Origin of the sequence: Metabacillus sp. cB07 (assembly GCF_016839225.1) — a bacterium.
Taxonomy (GTDB): Bacteria; Bacillota; Bacilli; order Bacillales; family Bacillaceae; genus Bacillus_P; species Bacillus_P indicus.
Window position 1 is genome coordinate 1,225,039 of sequence record NZ_CP069296.1, and the last position, 14,383, is coordinate 1,239,421.

Below are 14,383 nucleotides of genomic sequence, written 5' to 3' on the forward strand. Positions count from 1 at the left end.
GATGTATAAAAATAAACGAATCTTAGCCTTGATACCTGCAAGGGGAGGAAGCAAAGGAATTCCCTATAAAAATATTAAAATACTTTGTAAAAAACCGCTTATCTCCTGGACAATCGGTTTGCTTAAAGAAATTCCCGAAATTGACAAAGCGGTTGTCTCTACCGATGACTTGAATATTTCAATCGTTTCTCAATTTTTCGGAGCAGATGTGATAGAGCGTCCGGGAGATATTTCGGCTGACTATTCACAGCCGGTTGATGCAGTCTTGCATACATTAACTGTTTTAAAAGAACGAAATGAAACCTATGATATTATTCTTTATCTTCAGCCGACATCTCCCCTTAGATCGAAAGAAGATATTTATGCTTGCCTGGATCTTCTTATAGATAATAAAGAAAGGTATACGTCGGCTGCAACCTTCACAGAAGCAGATACCAACCCGGTTCAGGCATGGAAAATGGAAGGCTCCACCCCAACAACCTATTTAGAGGGCGCGAATCCGTTTCTCCCACGCCAAAAGCTGCCTAGAGCCTATCAGCTCGCAGGTTCAGTCTATGCATTTTTTACGGATACCCTCAAGGATAAGAGCGTACACTTTTTAGGTGATCGTCCAGGAGGGATCATCATTCCGAACGAAAGAGCAGTGGATATTGATGATGAGGCGGATTTTTGTGTGGCAGAGCACTTATTGGAACGGAGAATATTTGGAAGTGATTTGTAAAACGTATAAGGTGAAAGCTCTGGGAGGTAATATCAGATGTTCGGAGAACTGGAAGTAAATGATTACCACATTATTAAATATTCTATGCTTTATGAGTTTTTTGATTATTTTTCTTCAATTAAACTATTAGGATTGCCGCTTGCACAATGTTTATCCAGGCTTTATCTTTTGCCTCATCTTCAGCCATTTGTTGATGAAAATGTAAAAAATTTTAAACTGATTGAAGCATTCCGCAAACAGCATGATTTTAAATCAATGGGAGAAATCAATCAAAAGCTGCTCTCCTTTGAAAAGATTGCTCCGGTCAAACTGGCTAAAAATAAAACATCTATCCTGCTGGCAGATGATTATTTCCTTTTTGCTGCTGATCAATTAAGCGAATATGATATTACACTTTACGGAGTCCACGAAACAGAGTTCCCAAAGCCAGCACCTAAAAAGTTTCAACGCTGTATTTTTCGAAATGAATTGCTTAATATCAGCAAGCAAACTGTAGCCAGACATCAGACTGCTTTAAAAAAGCAAGTAGATGCAAAACTGAAACAGCGTCCGAATCATTTTTATTTCAGCACACCGGCATTTCAGAAGTGGATTGGAAATGCGTGCATTACAATTATTAAATGGACAGTGATATTAGATCAGCTCATCCTGAAAGCGAAGCCAGCTGTCATCATAAACCCATCTGAAGCCAGCATTTTCGGAACCATTCTTGGGCTGCTGTCCAAAAAGTATCAAATTCCATTTGTTAACATGCCCCTTACCACGATTGGCGATCTTAACTTTATCCCTTCAAGAGCTGATTATTATTTTGCCTGGGGAAAGGATCAAAAAGAATGGTTTATTAAAAGGCTGGTGCCTGAAGAACATGTTTTTGACACAGGCAACGTAAAATTCTTTTATGACAGAAAGGACATGGCGGGTTCTAAAGAAACGTTCATGAATGACAGAAAGATTCCCAATCAATTTCTTTTAGTGGGTTATACGACTCAGCCGTATCTTAATACAAATGAACAAGTCGAGCAATGGATTTCCTCTGCAGCAAACCAAACTGCAATGAAAATCATCGTAAAAAAACACCGGAATGATAAATATGATTATCCCTTGTTGAAAAAGCAAAAGAATGTATTGATTCTTGAAGAGGGATATCCGTTATATGAATTTCTCCACCATATAGATATTTTAATGACGATTGCTTCCACAACAGCGTTTGAGGGAGCACTGTTGGATAAACCTCTGCTGATTCTGCAGCCTAAAATGCCCTATCATTATGTTCTGAATCATAACAGAAATGTAGCATATTTTTCTGAAAAGCTGGCAGGAGAAACCATTAAAAATGAAATGGATTTCTTAAGTGCACTCAATAAAATAAATACTGATCCAGGATATTTGCCGGTCTTGAAAAAACGGGCAGGTGCTTTTAAACAGAATACTCTTGTTGATCCAAAAACGACCCCTGCGGCAGTGAAAAAGAAACTTGCAGAAATTATGAACAAACACAATGGATAGAGGAGAGGCGATGACGGGTAATGTTTGGCGAAAACGAAGTAAATGATTATCACTTGCTGAAATATTCCTTATTGGATGATTTTTTTAAGTATTTCTCTTCCATTATTATTTTTGGTGTACCTCTATCTCATTGCTTAGCAGGCCAGTTCTTGCTTCCTCATCTTCAGCCATTTGTTGATTCAAATTTATCTAACCGCAATCTACTCGCCATTCTGCGAAAACAAAACCGGTTTTTGGAAATGAGTGATATTCATCAAAAGCTGGGTAAAAACGCTAATGTGAACACTGTAAACTTAAAAACCAACAGAAAGGCCATTTTGCTATCAGATGAATACAGTTCTTTTGCTTATGAGCAGCTGCGTGAATACGATGTGACCCTTTATGGAGTTATTTCTAAGCCGCTGCCGGCAGAAAAACCTCCTAACTTCAAGCATTACTATTTTAGAAATGTCTTAATGAAAGTGAATAATCAAGTACTAAATAAGCAGCAGAGACTGCTTGGAAGTCAGATTGAAGAGGCTCTGAAGCTTCTGCCCGCTCACTATTATTTAAGCAGTCAGCACTTTAGACAGTGGTTGTTAAAAGCATATAAAGGGGTTATAAAATGGGTCTACATGCTTGACCAGCTTATCCTTAAAACAAAACCCTCCGTTATTATTTGTCCATCCGAAGCGAGTATTTTTGGAACAATTCTTGGTCTGTTAGCCAAAAAATACACGATTCCATTTATAAATATGCCGCTGCTTTTAATAGGAGATCAGCCGCTTATTCCATCTAGAGCAGACTATTATTTTGTATGGGGGGATAACCAGAAGAAATTTTTACAAAGCAGGAATATCAGTGAAACCAAAATTATTAAAACAGGAAACGTTAAATTTTATTATGAAAGAAAGCCTGCCGATCTTACAAAAGAAGAATTCATGAATACATGGGAAATACCAGAGAATCACAAGATTATTGGCTTTACTACTCAGCCTTTTCCAAATACAAATGACCAGATTGAGCGATGGATAGACAGTGTGCCCAAAAGCTTTCCTGTATCTTTCATTGTCAAAAAGCACAGGGCTGATCAGCATGAGTATTCAATCATTCAAAATAATGAAAATGTAAAATTTGTTCCTGCAGATTATCCGCTTTATGAATTTCTGCATCATCTGGACGCATTAATGACCATTTCGTCTAATACAGCTGTTGAGGCTGCACTTCTGAACAAACCTTTGCTCATTCTTCAGCCCAATATTCCATACCATTATAAACTTAGTCATAATAAGCTCAATTCACATTTAGTGCATGCAGAAGCAGGCGAAATCGTCAATGACGAAAATTCGCTCAAGGAGAATCTTTACCAATTGGCATCTGACCCTGAGTTTACATTGAACCTGCAGAAGAAACTGCAAGTCTTTTTGAGTCATTCCCTGTCAGCTTTCGAGGACTCACCTGCCATAGTAAAATCTAAACTGCAAGAAATCATTTCAACTTCATCCTTGTGAGAAGGAGATCTTAATCATGTTTAATGTGCTGATAGTTGGCGGCGGAAATATTGGATTCAGACATTTTGAAGGACTGCTTTCAGCAGGTTTACCACTGAATATCTATGTGATTGATCCAGACCCAGAGGCATTAAATCGAATAAAAAATAAATTTCATCAAGCTGCTGTGAATCATATATCATGTCACTCGGCAGAGTCCTTAATCGCCATTCCTGACAAGATTGATTTGTGTATCATCGCAACCAATTCCAAAGTCAGATTAGAAGCAGTCGAGCAGGTCTTAAAGAAAACTTCTGTTGCCTACCTTATATTAGAAAAGGTTTTATTTCAAAAGAAGAAGGATTATGAAATCATGTCACAGCTGCTTAAAGATTTTCATGTCCGGGGCTGCTGGGTGAACTGTCCTTTAAGAACTCTTCCAATTTATCAAGAAATAAAAAAGAAGATAACGGCAAAGGTTAACATATCTGTCGACTACAAGCATTTTGGAATCGGCTGCAACAGCATTCATCAACTTGATTTACTATCTTATCTGACAAATTCACAAGACATTATTGTGACAACAGAACAACTTGAGAGCGTTGTTGAAAGTAAGCGCAAAGGATACCTGGAAGTGACGGGCACCTTAAAAGCAAGTACGAAACATGGATCTATTCTAACCATTGCTGCCAACAGCCAATCGCCAGAAGAATACTGCATCACATTCGACTTTGGTCATGAAAGATGGACGGTGTTTCCTTTGAAGGAAACCTGCAAGGTTGAGTTAATTCATACGAATACCCATTATGAAAAAGCCATTCAATATCCAAAGCAAAGCTGCCTCACATCATTATTTGCAAAAGCTATCCTAGTATCGGGTGTGTGTTTGCTTCCGGACTATGAAACGTCCAAACAGCTGCACTTAGCACTGCTTGCTCCGTTGAATGATTTTTTTTCGAAAGCACTTGGATATGAGGTGGAAGAATGTCCAATCACATAAGTCACATCCTGCTGATTGGCTGCGGGGAAATGGGAGTGGAATATGCAAAAGTACTAAAGGAGATGAAGCAGCCATTTTATCCATATACTAGATCGGATAAGACTGCAGCCAGATTTAAAGAACAAACGGGTTATGCAGCATCCTCAGGAGAATTTGCAGCATTTTTAGCAAACCACTCACAGCAGAAAGCCATTGTGGCTGTACCAGTCCATCAATTAAAATCTACGGCTATGCTGCTGTTGAAAAGTGGAGTAAAAGAATTACTTCTGGAGAAGCCCGGTGCTTCGAGCCTTAAAGAATTGAACGAAATTGCATTTGCGGCCGCTAACTTTCATGCCAGGGTTTACATTGGCTACAACAGGCGGTTTTATGAATCTGTACAAAAACTGCAGTCCATGGTAACGGAAGAAAATCCGATCCGCTCGATTCACTTTGACTTTACAGAGATGTCCAAAAAAATCGAAGGCAGTGCTATTTCAGGAGAATTAAAAACGATTTGGCTCCTTGCAAATTCTTCGCATGTCATTGATCTGGCTTTTTTTCTGGCAGGAAGGCCGAAGTCCATAAAAGGATTTGTTTCAGGTCACTTAGCCTGGCATCCTGATGGAGCCATTTTTACAGGTGCGGGAGAAACAGATCAAAACATTCTTTTTAGTTACCATGCCAACTGGATGGCGCCAGGCAGATGGGGAATCGAAGTTAGAACAGTTGACAGCACCTATATTCTTCAGCCTCTTGAAAAGTTATATAGTATGAAACATGGGTCTTTTTTGAAAAAAGAAGTTCCTATTGCCTATCAGTACGATGAGACCTTAAAACCCGGCTTATATAGACAAGTGGAATCGTTTCTGACAGACAAGTCAAATCTGGTCAGTCTGGAAGAACAGTGCCGGAATGTAAAAGAGATCTATCTCTATTTGCTGAATAAGAAATAACACGAAATCTAAAATGCTTAATGTATGAGGTGCTGATATGACTGAAAAAGAGCATTCAACGCCAAAGAAAAACCACTATCCAGCGATTATTCAGGACAATCTTGAACCGCTTTACAGGCATGAAATTCTTGATCCAGTCAAGCATAAGCCTTCATTTGATAATGGAGGGGAAATGAAAGACTTTGACGCGGATGTTTTTAATAATAATGGATGGTATTCGGGAGATCTTTTATTTATGTTTGGGTGCTACCGCAAAGATTATGAACATCTTTTATTTCCTATTGCCAATGCTCTCGCTGAAAAAGGTTTCCGGATTCACCTGATCGTGTATGAGAAATCTTCTCCCAATTTAGCCATGCTCTCCAAAAAAATCAATAAAATTTATTACAATACTTTTGTAAAGGAACACAACCTTTATAAACGTGCTGCTTCATATTTTTCCGGATTCTATGAAAAAGAGCTGGCATCGTTTACAGCGATTTCAAAGTTAACGATTTCCCAAAAAAATAAACTGTATGCTTTTTACAAAAGATATGCATTTGATAAACTGCTTACGGACCAATTGATTGCTTTAATTAAGCCAAAATGTATTGCCGGAATTCATTTTATATTAACGCCTGGCTGCGTGGAATCTATTAAATCTGCATCATCTCCGATTTTCCTTTTATTATTGCAGCATGGGTTAATTTCGGCACACAAGGATAAGCCGCACGATTTTTGGGGAGCAGATCTAGTTGTACTATGGGGTCATTTTTTTCAGGAATTACTAAATAGAAAAAAAGAGATTCCAAGTTCAGTTATTCTCGGAAATCCTAAATTGGAGCATGTCCTGACAACAGTCAAAGCAAAAAAAAACAACAGGAAAGACAGCTTTCAAATTCTTTATATTTTTACAGGCTCTCCTAAAGAAGAATTCAATATAAGTAATGTGTCTCTCTTTTTAAAAAGTATCAGGCCCTTAAAGCATTTGAAGGTGCTGTATAAACTGCATCCAAACTCTAAAAAGTCAGATTGCAGGTTTTTAATTCAAAAAGGTCTTATTAAAGAGAGAGAAATTATTACACATACAGATTTATATGAACTGATTGTTCAATCTGACCTCATAATCGGGGATTATTCTACTGCAATCTTTGAGGCAGCAGCTTTAAACAGACCTGTTATTCAAATCTATCAAAATAATTATCCGGAAGAGTACGTAAGGTTTCCGTCCGTTCACTCAGCTTCAGAACTAACGTCAATCATTACGAAGATGCAAACAAACCCGCAATTCTATCAGCAATGGGTCGAAAGGAATAAAAAGCAGATCCTTGAGCTGTTTCATCAGATTGAAGGTTCAATCGATCGGATTTCAGCTTATTTGGCACAATTACTGACTGGAAATTCAAAACTTTTCTAGCAGAATTAAAAAGGAATATTAAACTTCTCCATATACCAATCATCATCATACTTCCTTTTTTTCTCATAAAGAGCCCGTTTCAGATCAATATCGCTTTTTTCAAGCATAGCCATCAGTTTATCTTCCTGGCTGAATTTGACCAATTTCCTGCATTTTTCAATCCGTTCTTTACTGAAGTGGAGATGTGCCATACGCAGAAGGTTGTAATTTACATGATTCCAGCTCAGCTTGAATGGCGGTGAGCTCTGTCTGAATACATGCAGAACTTTTACTGAAGGGACAATATAACAGCGATAGCCGAAAAGCCAGAGTTTGAGGGATATCTCTTCATCCTCCCGTCCCCAAACTTGAAATCCCCGTTCAAATCCATCAATATCTTCAAACGCAGCACGAGTGACAGCTAAGCATCCTCCTGCAAGCAAAGGAGAAGGAAATGGTCCATCTTTTCCTTCCTTTCTCCATTCAATGTCAAGTTGTTTATTCCAAGTAATGCCATAGCCTACACGTGCTGGCCGTTTTGAATCACCAATCCCGGGATTAACGGCATCCGCTGTTCCCAGCAAAAGGGGCTCAATCAGTTTTTCAAGCCAGTCATGTTCAAAGAAAACATGCGCATCGCAAAAAATAAAAATTTCCCCATTCGCAGCATCAGCTCCGGCATTACGGGCATTGGCTGCCCCGAGCCCGGAGGTCCGCACCAATTTTATGCGAGATTCTCTGGATTGACCCAGAAAGGAGCAGCATCCATCGTCTGAAAGATCATCAACGACAATGATTTCAAACGGGCAGTTTGTTTTGCTGTTTAAAGCAGATTCAATGGTGTTCTTAATATGAATTCCTTCATTTTTAACTGGCATAATAATGGAAACCAGAGGTTTTTCCAATATACTTCACACCCTTTTGGTTAGGAGAATATCTTTTTTAACCTATGCAGGAATTTCATATCGGTTCATTTAATTAGAGTTTGGCCATTTTTCTGCATGCTATTGTGTGGATAAAACCCTTATAATTTAAAAGAAGCACGAGAATAGTAAGAAAGAGTGTAAGTGGAAGGAGCTGTCAGTTGTGAATACAATAATTAAATGGAATGGAAACATGAGCTTTTCAGGAACATCGCCATCTGGACATGCAGTAAAAATGGATGGTCCAACAGAAGCGGGAGGAGAAAACTCTGCACCAAGACCAACAGAGCTATTACTTCATGCTGTTGCCGGCTGTACAGGAATTGATATCATCAGCATCCTGCAGAAAATGCGCCTCAATCCGTCGGCATTTGAAATGGACCTCACCGGCACAAGGGCAGAGGACCATCCAAAACGGTTCACAGCCATCCATATTCATTACAAACTGGAAGGCGATCTTCCTGAAGAAAAAGTGATCAGGGCCATTCAGCTTTCCAAAGATAAATACTGTTCCGTCTCCCAATCCCTCAATGCTGAAATCACAGCTGAGTACTCGATTAACGGAGTAAAGGGCAGCAAGACCATGTAAAAAAGCGAAATCCTGAAAAATGGATTTCGCTTTTTATTTTTCTTATTTTGGGCTTGGCCCGTACTTGTTAGCTCCAGGCTCGCTGTCCAAACAGTTGAAAACAAGCAGAACAATTCCGCCGACAACCGGGATAAGGCTGATAAGCAGCCACCATCCGGTTTTGCCGACATCATGAAGTCTGCGCACAGCAACACCAAGTGAAGGCAAAAGAACAATAAGAGAATAAATAATAACTAAAACAGACGGGAGTCCGATCATAAGTTCAACCATTGTTAAAAGCATGGTTACGATAAAATTGAATAAAAAGAACATCCAGTATTCCTTACGTCTTGCACGGCCTTGAAACACCGCATATTTCTTAATAACATCCAGATACCAATGCATGTGATTTCCTCCTTTCTCAGAAAAATGAACGACTTATTAAATATACCATTTTCTTCTGACATTTGAAGAAAAAAATAGCGAAATTCCACAATGGAATTCCGCTTATTTATTCAAAATGCTTTCTTCAAGCACCGCTGATTTATCACCGTATACCTTCGTAATGTGATTTTCTCCCCAGGCGCAAAGGGAATCCAGAATGCTTTGCAGGCTCCAGCCATATTCACTCAATTCATACTCGACTTTCGGCGGTACTTCCGGATGGACAATCCGGTTAATCACGCCGTCGTCTTCAAGCTCGCGCAGCTGCTGTGTGAGCATTTTTTGCGTAATGTTCGGCATCAGCTTTTTCAGCTCATTTGTCCGTCTCTTGCCGTGGGTCAAGTGACAGAGAATGACGCATTTCCACTTGCCGCCGATAATCTCAAGCGTTGCTTCAACGGGAATGTTGTATTTCTTCTCCATATAAATCCTCCTATCTAATAGGCACCAAAAAGTGCCTACCTAACTTTTTAGTTCCTACAGCACTTGAAAGTACGTACTTTTCTTTATGTTCGATATATCTCATAATAACATTTGCCGGCTGATCTTTACCATACACGTTTTAAAATAAATATCAATTACCAGGAGGAGAAATACATGAGCTTAGATAAAAAAAGAAGTATGTGGGCGCTGCTAGCTCTTGCAGTCAGTGCATTTGCTATTGGAACAACGGAGTTTATCAGTGTCGGCCTGCTGCCGATGATTGCAGAGGATTTAAATATCCCGGTCACAACCGCAGGTTTGACCGTCACCCTTTATGCGGTAGGAGTTATGTTCGGGGCACCGGTTTTAACATCATTAACCTCGAATATGTCACGTAAGACGCTGCTCCTTTGGATTATGATTGTCTTTATTCTTGGAAACAGTCTTTCAGCCGGAGCTTCAAGCATTGAAATGCTTCTTGCCGGACGCGTGATTGCGGCGCTGTCTCATGGTGTGTTCATGTCAATCGGTTCAACGATTGCAGCGGACCTAGTTCCTGAAGACCGACGTGCAAGTGCAATTTCTATCATGTTTACAGGTCTTACCGTCGCTACCGTAACAGGCGTTCCATTCGGAACCTTTATTGGCCAGCAGTTTGGATGGAGACTTGCGTTTATCGTCATTATTCTTATTGGTATACTTGCTCTCATTGCAAACAGCATTCTTGTTCCATCTAACTTAAAAAAAGGCAACCGCACAACCTTTGGCGATCAGCTGAAGCTTGTGAAAAACGGACGTCTGCTGCTTGTCTTTTTAATAACAGCCCTTGGATACGGCGGAACCTTTGTCGTCTTCACGTATCTTTCACCGCTTCTTGTTGAAGTGACTGGTTTTAAAGAAGGGACCGTTGCCGTTATTCTGCTTGTATACGGAATTGCCATTGCCATCGGAAACATGATCGGCGGAAAGCTTTCCAATAAAAATCCGATCAAAGCCCTTTTCTATATGTTTATCGCACAGGCTATTGTTCTATTTGTCCTGACACTTACAGCACCATTTAAAATTGCAGGTTTGATCACCATTTTAGTTATGGGACTGTTCGCCTTCATGAACGTTCCAGGTCTTCAGGTTTACGTCGTAATGCTTGCAGAACGCTTCGTGCCAAGCGCCGTGGACGTAGCATCGGCAATCAACATTGCTGCATTTAACGCAGGAATTGCCATCGGCGCCTTCCTCGGAGGCATCATTACAGACTCCATCGGCCTGATTCACACAGCATGGATCGGCGGTGTAATGGTCGCCGGAGCTGTCATCCTTACTGGATGGAGCCGTGCTCTTGAAAAGAAAGACCAAAACGTTCAAAGCCAAAAGATGGCTGGATAAGCAATGACGCTCAGGGCATAGGCCCTGGGCGTTTTTTAAGTAAAAAAGCACCCATTCATAAGTTGAAAGGAATATAATGGAATGGGAGGTGTTTGTATGCTGAAAGGATTGCTTTTTTTTGCAGGCGTCATCCTCATTGGAACGCTGTCAGAGAGCTTGTTAAGAAAGAAATTGGAAATTCCAAAATCAAAGGGATTCATTTACAGAGGTGTCAGCTCGGCGCACCGGTGGACAGAAAGAATCCTGCTGCTGATCTATATAATCTGTTTAATGATTTTTGATTTTTCTATTGGACTGTTTTTAGCATTTATTATTCCATTCTTTGCTTTTAGAACGTTCATGGAATGGAAGTATGAAAAAGAGAGAAAAGAGTATCTGATCACACTGCATTTTGTTACAGTCTTTCCTTTGCTTATTGCAGGAGGGTATCTGGTGAATATCCTTTAAAACGGTGGACAAGAAGAAAGTTCTTCATAATAATTGCGTTGCTACAGCGGATACCACAATTATTCCTCACGATGCATGATCTCCCGTGAACGCAATTTCATGATACTTCACTTTCTGCAGAAACAAACTGTAATTCGCTGTAAAGTGTTTGTCTTTTAATAAGGAGACACTCTCTCCGTCTTTGAATTCAATTTCAATAACAGAGGGTTCTCCTTTTTCCTTGGACAAATGAAAAACAGCGCTCTCCACTTCATCCCATGTGTATTGGTGCTGTTCGATTCCTCTGCTGAAGGAAATTCCTTCATCACTGAGCTGTTTATGCTGAATGGCTCCGATTGTAAACGGCACAATGCTGAGAAAAATAATAATCAAACCTGATATAAGGAAAGTGCGGTCTGCTTTCCTGAAAGCAGCAATTAAAGCAGCAATTGCCCACATCAGAAATCCGGCTCCATACAAAAAGTACGTTCCATTAGAAAGCTGGATAAACCACGTCAGATTTGTCGCATAAAGCACATCGGCGACCATAAATGGGAAGAGGATTGAAGAGTAAGGAATCAGGATGAGAATGAGAAAACCAATTACTCCGAATACATGTTTCTTTTCATAATTTTTGTAGTTCATAGTCACGCCCTCCTTGTCTTAAATAAGTATACGCATAAGAATCGGCATAAGTTTCAGAATATTTAAATAGAAGGAGTTTGTTATGAAAAGAACAATTCTGCTTCTGCTTTGCCTGCTGCTGACAGGCTGTTCTAATTCTGAAGAAGATGGATATAAGGAAGTAAGAAAAGCAGGATGGAACTTCATCAAACAGAATAAATGGGAAAACAGGGTAAGCGGGGACTGGGAACAGGCAAAAGTGGAAGCGTACACGGTGGATAAGGGGCAAGCACAATTTATGGACGAACAGTACATAGGCGACGAAGTCTTAAGAGTAGAGTTTGAAGACCGTGCGAATACGGCTGCAGGTGCGCCTGTTATTCTGGTTGATCAAGAAACGAAAAGAGTGATTGGGTATCTACCTGGAGAATAATAGAGGTATTCAAGGAAAAATAAAATCTGAAAATTAATATGGTGTATTAGGAAAAGACTTTTTGACAATTTTGCGAAGTCTGTTCCTTTTGGTTGTAATCATAAACTGTCACACATATAATAAAACCATCACGTTACGGTTGGGGGGGATTGACTTGGGGCTGAGAAACTGAAAATTGGAGAATTGGCTGAAATTACCGGAGTAACTAAGCGGACAATTGACTATTATACGACACTGGGATTACTTAAAGCGGAACGTTCTCCTTCAAATTACAGGTACTATGATCATTCCTCTATAGAACGAATTGCTTTTATTGAAAAATGCAAAGCAGAAGGGCATTCTCTTGAAGAGATTAAGAAAATGGTTATCAGCCGTTTTTCGGAGGAAGTGGATGTGCTTGAGCTCCGCCTTAAAATACAGGGGCTGGAACAGGATGTCACAAAAGCACTCGAACAGCTGAAAGAGTCAGATCCTGAAAAGTATGAGAGTCTCAAAAAGAATATTTCAAGTGAAAGCTTATCCTTAATTCAGTCATTGCTTCTGCTGCTGCATTAAATTTTTCAAAAAAAGAAGTTGGTATTAAAAAAGTGCTTAATGCAGATCCTTTTAGCGGTGAAACAAAAACTATTATTGGAGGTGTAGGTCTTACCCCGTGTAAGACTGCTCGTTGACAACCATAAATCTTTTATTAATTGCATTATTGATTGCACTGACTGCATTTTTCGTTGCGACGGAATTTGCCATTGTTAAGGTCCGAAGTTCAAGAATTGACCAGCTGATTGCAGAGGGCAAAAAAGGCTCGCTTGCAGCAAAAAAAGTCACAACACACCTTGATGAATACTTGTCTGCCTGTCAGCTTGGAATCACCATAACAGCACTCGGGCTTGGGTGGCTTGGAGAGCCGACAGTTGAGAAACTCCTGCACCCATTGTTTGAACGATTTGATATAAACGAAACGATGACCCATATTCTTTCGTTCGGTATTGCATTTGCGATTGTCACGTTTCTTCACGTCGTTATCGGCGAGCTTGCTCCGAAAACGGTAGCGATTCAAAAAGCCGAAGCGGTAACACTTGTATTTGCGACTCCAATCATCTGGTTTTACCGTCTCATGTTCCCATTTATCTGGTTCCTGAACGGTTCTGCAAGAATTCTGGTTGGCCTGTTCGGTTTGAAGCCTGCTTCTGAGCATGAAGAAGCGCACTCTGAAGAGGAGCTTAGAATTCTCCTATCAGAGAGCTATAAAAGCGGAGAAATCAATAAGAACGAACTGAAATATATGAATAATATCTTTGCGTTTGATGAAAGAGTCGCAAAAGAAATCATGGTTCCAAGAACGGACATTGTATCTATTTCAATAGATGACTCTTTTGAAAACATTTTTGAGATTGTCAAAAATGAAAACTACACACGTTATCCGGTTGTTGACGGGGACAAGGATAACATTAAGGGCTTTATTAATATCAAAGAACTGCTTACAGCTGCAGTCATGACCAAGCAGGAACCGCACACTTTAAAAATCGCCGACTACATTAATCCTGTCATTAATGTAATTGAAACCATCGCAATCCACGATCTTCTTGTAAAAATGCAGAAAGAGCGTACACACATGGCCGTGCTGATTGACGAATACGGAGGTACTTCAGGGCTTGTGACAGCTGAAGATATCTTAGAAGAAATCGTCGGGGAAATCAGAGATGAATTTGATGAAGATGAGGTTCCCGAGATCCGCAAGCTGAATGAAGGACACTACATCCTGGATTCGAAACTGCTGATTGAAGATGTCAATACATTGCTTGGAACAACCTTTAATACGGAAGAGTTAGATGTCGATACAATCGGCGGATGGTTCCTCACTCATCATCTTGATGCTGAAACCGGAACCGAAATCGAAGCAGAGGGCAATTTGTTTAAAGTCTTTGAGAAAGACGGAAATCAGCTTCGCTACTTGGAAGTAATTAAATCTTAATCAAAAGAACCAGTCCATTCCATTGGACTGGTTCTTTAATGTCTGGATTTATTAAAAAATATGAATTGTGCAAATTCATTCCTTTTGCCATAATTTTAGTAACAAAACGTTTAAACAGACAGGAGATTAACATGAACCCATTTAATCACGAACGATAACAACGCTTTGCATTAATCAGAGGTCC

16 protein-coding genes are annotated in these 14,383 nt (G+C 39.8%); 12 read left to right on the forward strand and 4 right to left on the reverse strand.

The features are described 5' to 3' along the window. The first annotated feature begins 1 nt into the window (after position 1). Genes JOJ89_RS06180 through JOJ89_RS06205 form a run of 6 tightly spaced genes read left to right on the forward strand, consistent with a single transcriptional unit; the run spans position 2 to position 7,027 of the window. Positions 2-721, forward strand: a complete 720-nt coding sequence (locus JOJ89_RS06180; RefSeq protein ID WP_203289893.1) for an acylneuraminate cytidylyltransferase family protein — start codon at positions 2-4, stop codon at positions 719-721. Between the two features lie 36 nt (positions 722-757). Next, positions 758-2,227, forward strand: coding sequence for a CDP-glycerol glycerophosphotransferase family protein (locus JOJ89_RS06185; protein WP_203289894.1), 1,470 nt, complete (start codon positions 758-760; stop codon positions 2,225-2,227). 20 nt (positions 2,228-2,247) lie between these two features. Then, on the forward strand, positions 2,248-3,717 hold the full coding sequence (locus tag JOJ89_RS06190; protein WP_203289895.1) for a hypothetical protein: 1,470 nt from the start codon (positions 2,248-2,250) through the stop codon (positions 3,715-3,717). 16 nt (positions 3,718-3,733) lie between these two features. Then, positions 3,734-4,696, forward strand: coding sequence for an NAD-binding protein (locus JOJ89_RS06195; RefSeq protein ID WP_203289896.1), 963 nt, complete (start codon positions 3,734-3,736; stop codon positions 4,694-4,696). Beyond that, positions 4,681-5,631 (forward strand): Gfo/Idh/MocA family oxidoreductase, encoded by a 951-nt coding sequence (locus JOJ89_RS06200; protein ID WP_203289897.1) that lies wholly within the window; start codon positions 4,681-4,683, stop codon positions 5,629-5,631. The genes JOJ89_RS06195 and JOJ89_RS06200 overlap by 16 nt, the downstream gene beginning before the upstream one ends. 37 nt (positions 5,632-5,668) lie before the next feature. Next, positions 5,669-7,027, forward strand: a complete 1,359-nt coding sequence (locus tag JOJ89_RS06205; protein ID WP_203289898.1) for a CDP-glycerol glycerophosphotransferase family protein — start codon at positions 5,669-5,671, stop codon at positions 7,025-7,027. Between the two features lie 5 nt (positions 7,028-7,032). Here the strand turns inward: JOJ89_RS06205 and JOJ89_RS06210 are convergent, their stop codons facing one another. Beyond that, the gene (locus JOJ89_RS06210; protein ID WP_242524670.1) at positions 7,033-7,911 is read right to left on the reverse strand and encodes a glycosyltransferase; all 879 of its coding nucleotides are present in this window, start codon (positions 7,909-7,911) and stop codon (positions 7,033-7,035) included. 211 nt (positions 7,912-8,122) lie between these two features. Between JOJ89_RS06210 and JOJ89_RS06215 the strand changes: the two genes are divergently transcribed. Continuing rightward, on the forward strand, positions 8,123-8,518 hold the full coding sequence (locus JOJ89_RS06215; protein ID WP_481825272.1) for an OsmC family protein: 396 nt from the start codon (positions 8,123-8,125) through the stop codon (positions 8,516-8,518). Between the two features lie 42 nt (positions 8,519-8,560). Here the strand turns inward: JOJ89_RS06215 and JOJ89_RS06220 are convergent, their stop codons facing one another. Beyond that, positions 8,561-8,902: a DUF805 domain-containing protein gene (locus tag JOJ89_RS06220; protein WP_203289900.1), complete on the reverse strand. Its 342-nt coding sequence runs from the start codon at positions 8,900-8,902 to the stop codon at positions 8,561-8,563. Positions 8,903-9,004: 102 nt separating this feature from the next. After that, complete coding sequence (locus tag JOJ89_RS06225) at positions 9,005-9,364, reverse strand: winged helix-turn-helix transcriptional regulator (RefSeq protein WP_029282277.1); 360 nt, start codon at positions 9,362-9,364, stop codon at positions 9,005-9,007. Between the two features lie 174 nt (positions 9,365-9,538). On the opposite strand from JOJ89_RS06225, the gene JOJ89_RS06230 reads away from it, so the two are divergent. Both JOJ89_RS06230 and JOJ89_RS06235 read left to right on the forward strand, forming a co-directional pair. Beyond that, positions 9,539-10,747, forward strand: coding sequence for an MFS transporter (locus JOJ89_RS06230; protein WP_203289901.1), 1,209 nt, complete (start codon positions 9,539-9,541; stop codon positions 10,745-10,747). A 96-nt stretch (positions 10,748-10,843) separates the two neighbouring features. Continuing rightward, positions 10,844-11,194 (forward strand): DUF4181 domain-containing protein, encoded by a 351-nt coding sequence (locus JOJ89_RS06235; protein ID WP_029282273.1) that lies wholly within the window; start codon positions 10,844-10,846, stop codon positions 11,192-11,194. A 66-nt stretch (positions 11,195-11,260) separates the two neighbouring features. Here the strand turns inward: JOJ89_RS06235 and JOJ89_RS06240 are convergent, their stop codons facing one another. Continuing rightward, positions 11,261-11,818: a hypothetical protein gene (locus JOJ89_RS06240; RefSeq protein ID WP_203289902.1), complete on the reverse strand. Its 558-nt coding sequence runs from the start codon at positions 11,816-11,818 to the stop codon at positions 11,261-11,263. Between the two features lie 82 nt (positions 11,819-11,900). On the opposite strand from JOJ89_RS06240, the gene JOJ89_RS06245 reads away from it, so the two are divergent. The 3 genes from JOJ89_RS06245 (at position 11,901) to JOJ89_RS06255 (ending at position 14,199) form a co-directional block, all read left to right on the forward strand. Continuing rightward, on the forward strand, positions 11,901-12,230 hold the full coding sequence (locus JOJ89_RS06245) for a hypothetical protein (protein WP_203289903.1): 330 nt from the start codon (positions 11,901-11,903) through the stop codon (positions 12,228-12,230). A gap of 183 nt (positions 12,231-12,413) precedes the next feature. Next, a complete protein-coding gene (locus JOJ89_RS06250; RefSeq protein WP_035206464.1) occupies positions 12,414-12,785 on the forward strand; it encodes a MerR family transcriptional regulator in 372 nt (123 codons plus the stop codon). Between the two features lie 112 nt (positions 12,786-12,897). Beyond that, entirely contained in the window at positions 12,898-14,199 is a 1,302-nt protein-coding gene (locus JOJ89_RS06255) for a hemolysin family protein (protein ID WP_029282266.1), read from the forward strand. Positions 14,200-14,383 lie beyond the last annotated feature (184 nt).

What these genes read in the sequence shown, in the direction of transcription:
- JOJ89_RS06195 (WP_203289896.1), top strand. Translation starts at nt 3,734, where the DNA reads ATGTTTAATGTGCTGATAGTTGGCGGCGGAAATATTGGATTCAGACAT.
- JOJ89_RS06245 (WP_203289903.1), top strand. Translation starts at nt 11,901, where the DNA reads ATGAAAAGAACAATTCTGCTTCTGCTTTGCCTGCTGCTGACAGGCTGT.
- JOJ89_RS06220 (WP_203289900.1), bottom strand. Translation starts at nt 8,902, where the DNA reads ATGCATTGGTATCTGGATGTTATTAAGAAATATGCGGTGTTTCAAGGC.
- JOJ89_RS06180 (WP_203289893.1), top strand. Translation starts at nt 2, where the DNA reads ATGTATAAAAATAAACGAATCTTAGCCTTGATACCTGCAAGGGGAGGA.
- JOJ89_RS06190 (WP_203289895.1), top strand. Translation starts at nt 2,248, where the DNA reads ATGTTTGGCGAAAACGAAGTAAATGATTATCACTTGCTGAAATATTCC.
- JOJ89_RS06200 (WP_203289897.1), top strand. Translation starts at nt 4,681, where the DNA reads ATGTCCAATCACATAAGTCACATCCTGCTGATTGGCTGCGGGGAAATG.
- JOJ89_RS06240 (WP_203289902.1), bottom strand. Translation starts at nt 11,818, where the DNA reads ATGAACTACAAAAATTATGAAAAGAAACATGTATTCGGAGTAATTGGT.
- JOJ89_RS06215 (WP_481825272.1), top strand. Translation starts at nt 8,123, where the DNA reads ATGAGCTTTTCAGGAACATCGCCATCTGGACATGCAGTAAAAATGGAT.
- JOJ89_RS06225 (WP_029282277.1), bottom strand. Translation starts at nt 9,364, where the DNA reads ATGGAGAAGAAATACAACATTCCCGTTGAAGCAACGCTTGAGATTATC.
- JOJ89_RS06185 (WP_203289894.1), top strand. Translation starts at nt 758, where the DNA reads ATGTTCGGAGAACTGGAAGTAAATGATTACCACATTATTAAATATTCT.
- JOJ89_RS06230 (WP_203289901.1), top strand. Translation starts at nt 9,539, where the DNA reads ATGAGCTTAGATAAAAAAAGAAGTATGTGGGCGCTGCTAGCTCTTGCA.
- JOJ89_RS06205 (WP_203289898.1), top strand. Translation starts at nt 5,669, where the DNA reads ATGACTGAAAAAGAGCATTCAACGCCAAAGAAAAACCACTATCCAGCG.
- JOJ89_RS06235 (WP_029282273.1), top strand. Translation starts at nt 10,844, where the DNA reads ATGCTGAAAGGATTGCTTTTTTTTGCAGGCGTCATCCTCATTGGAACG.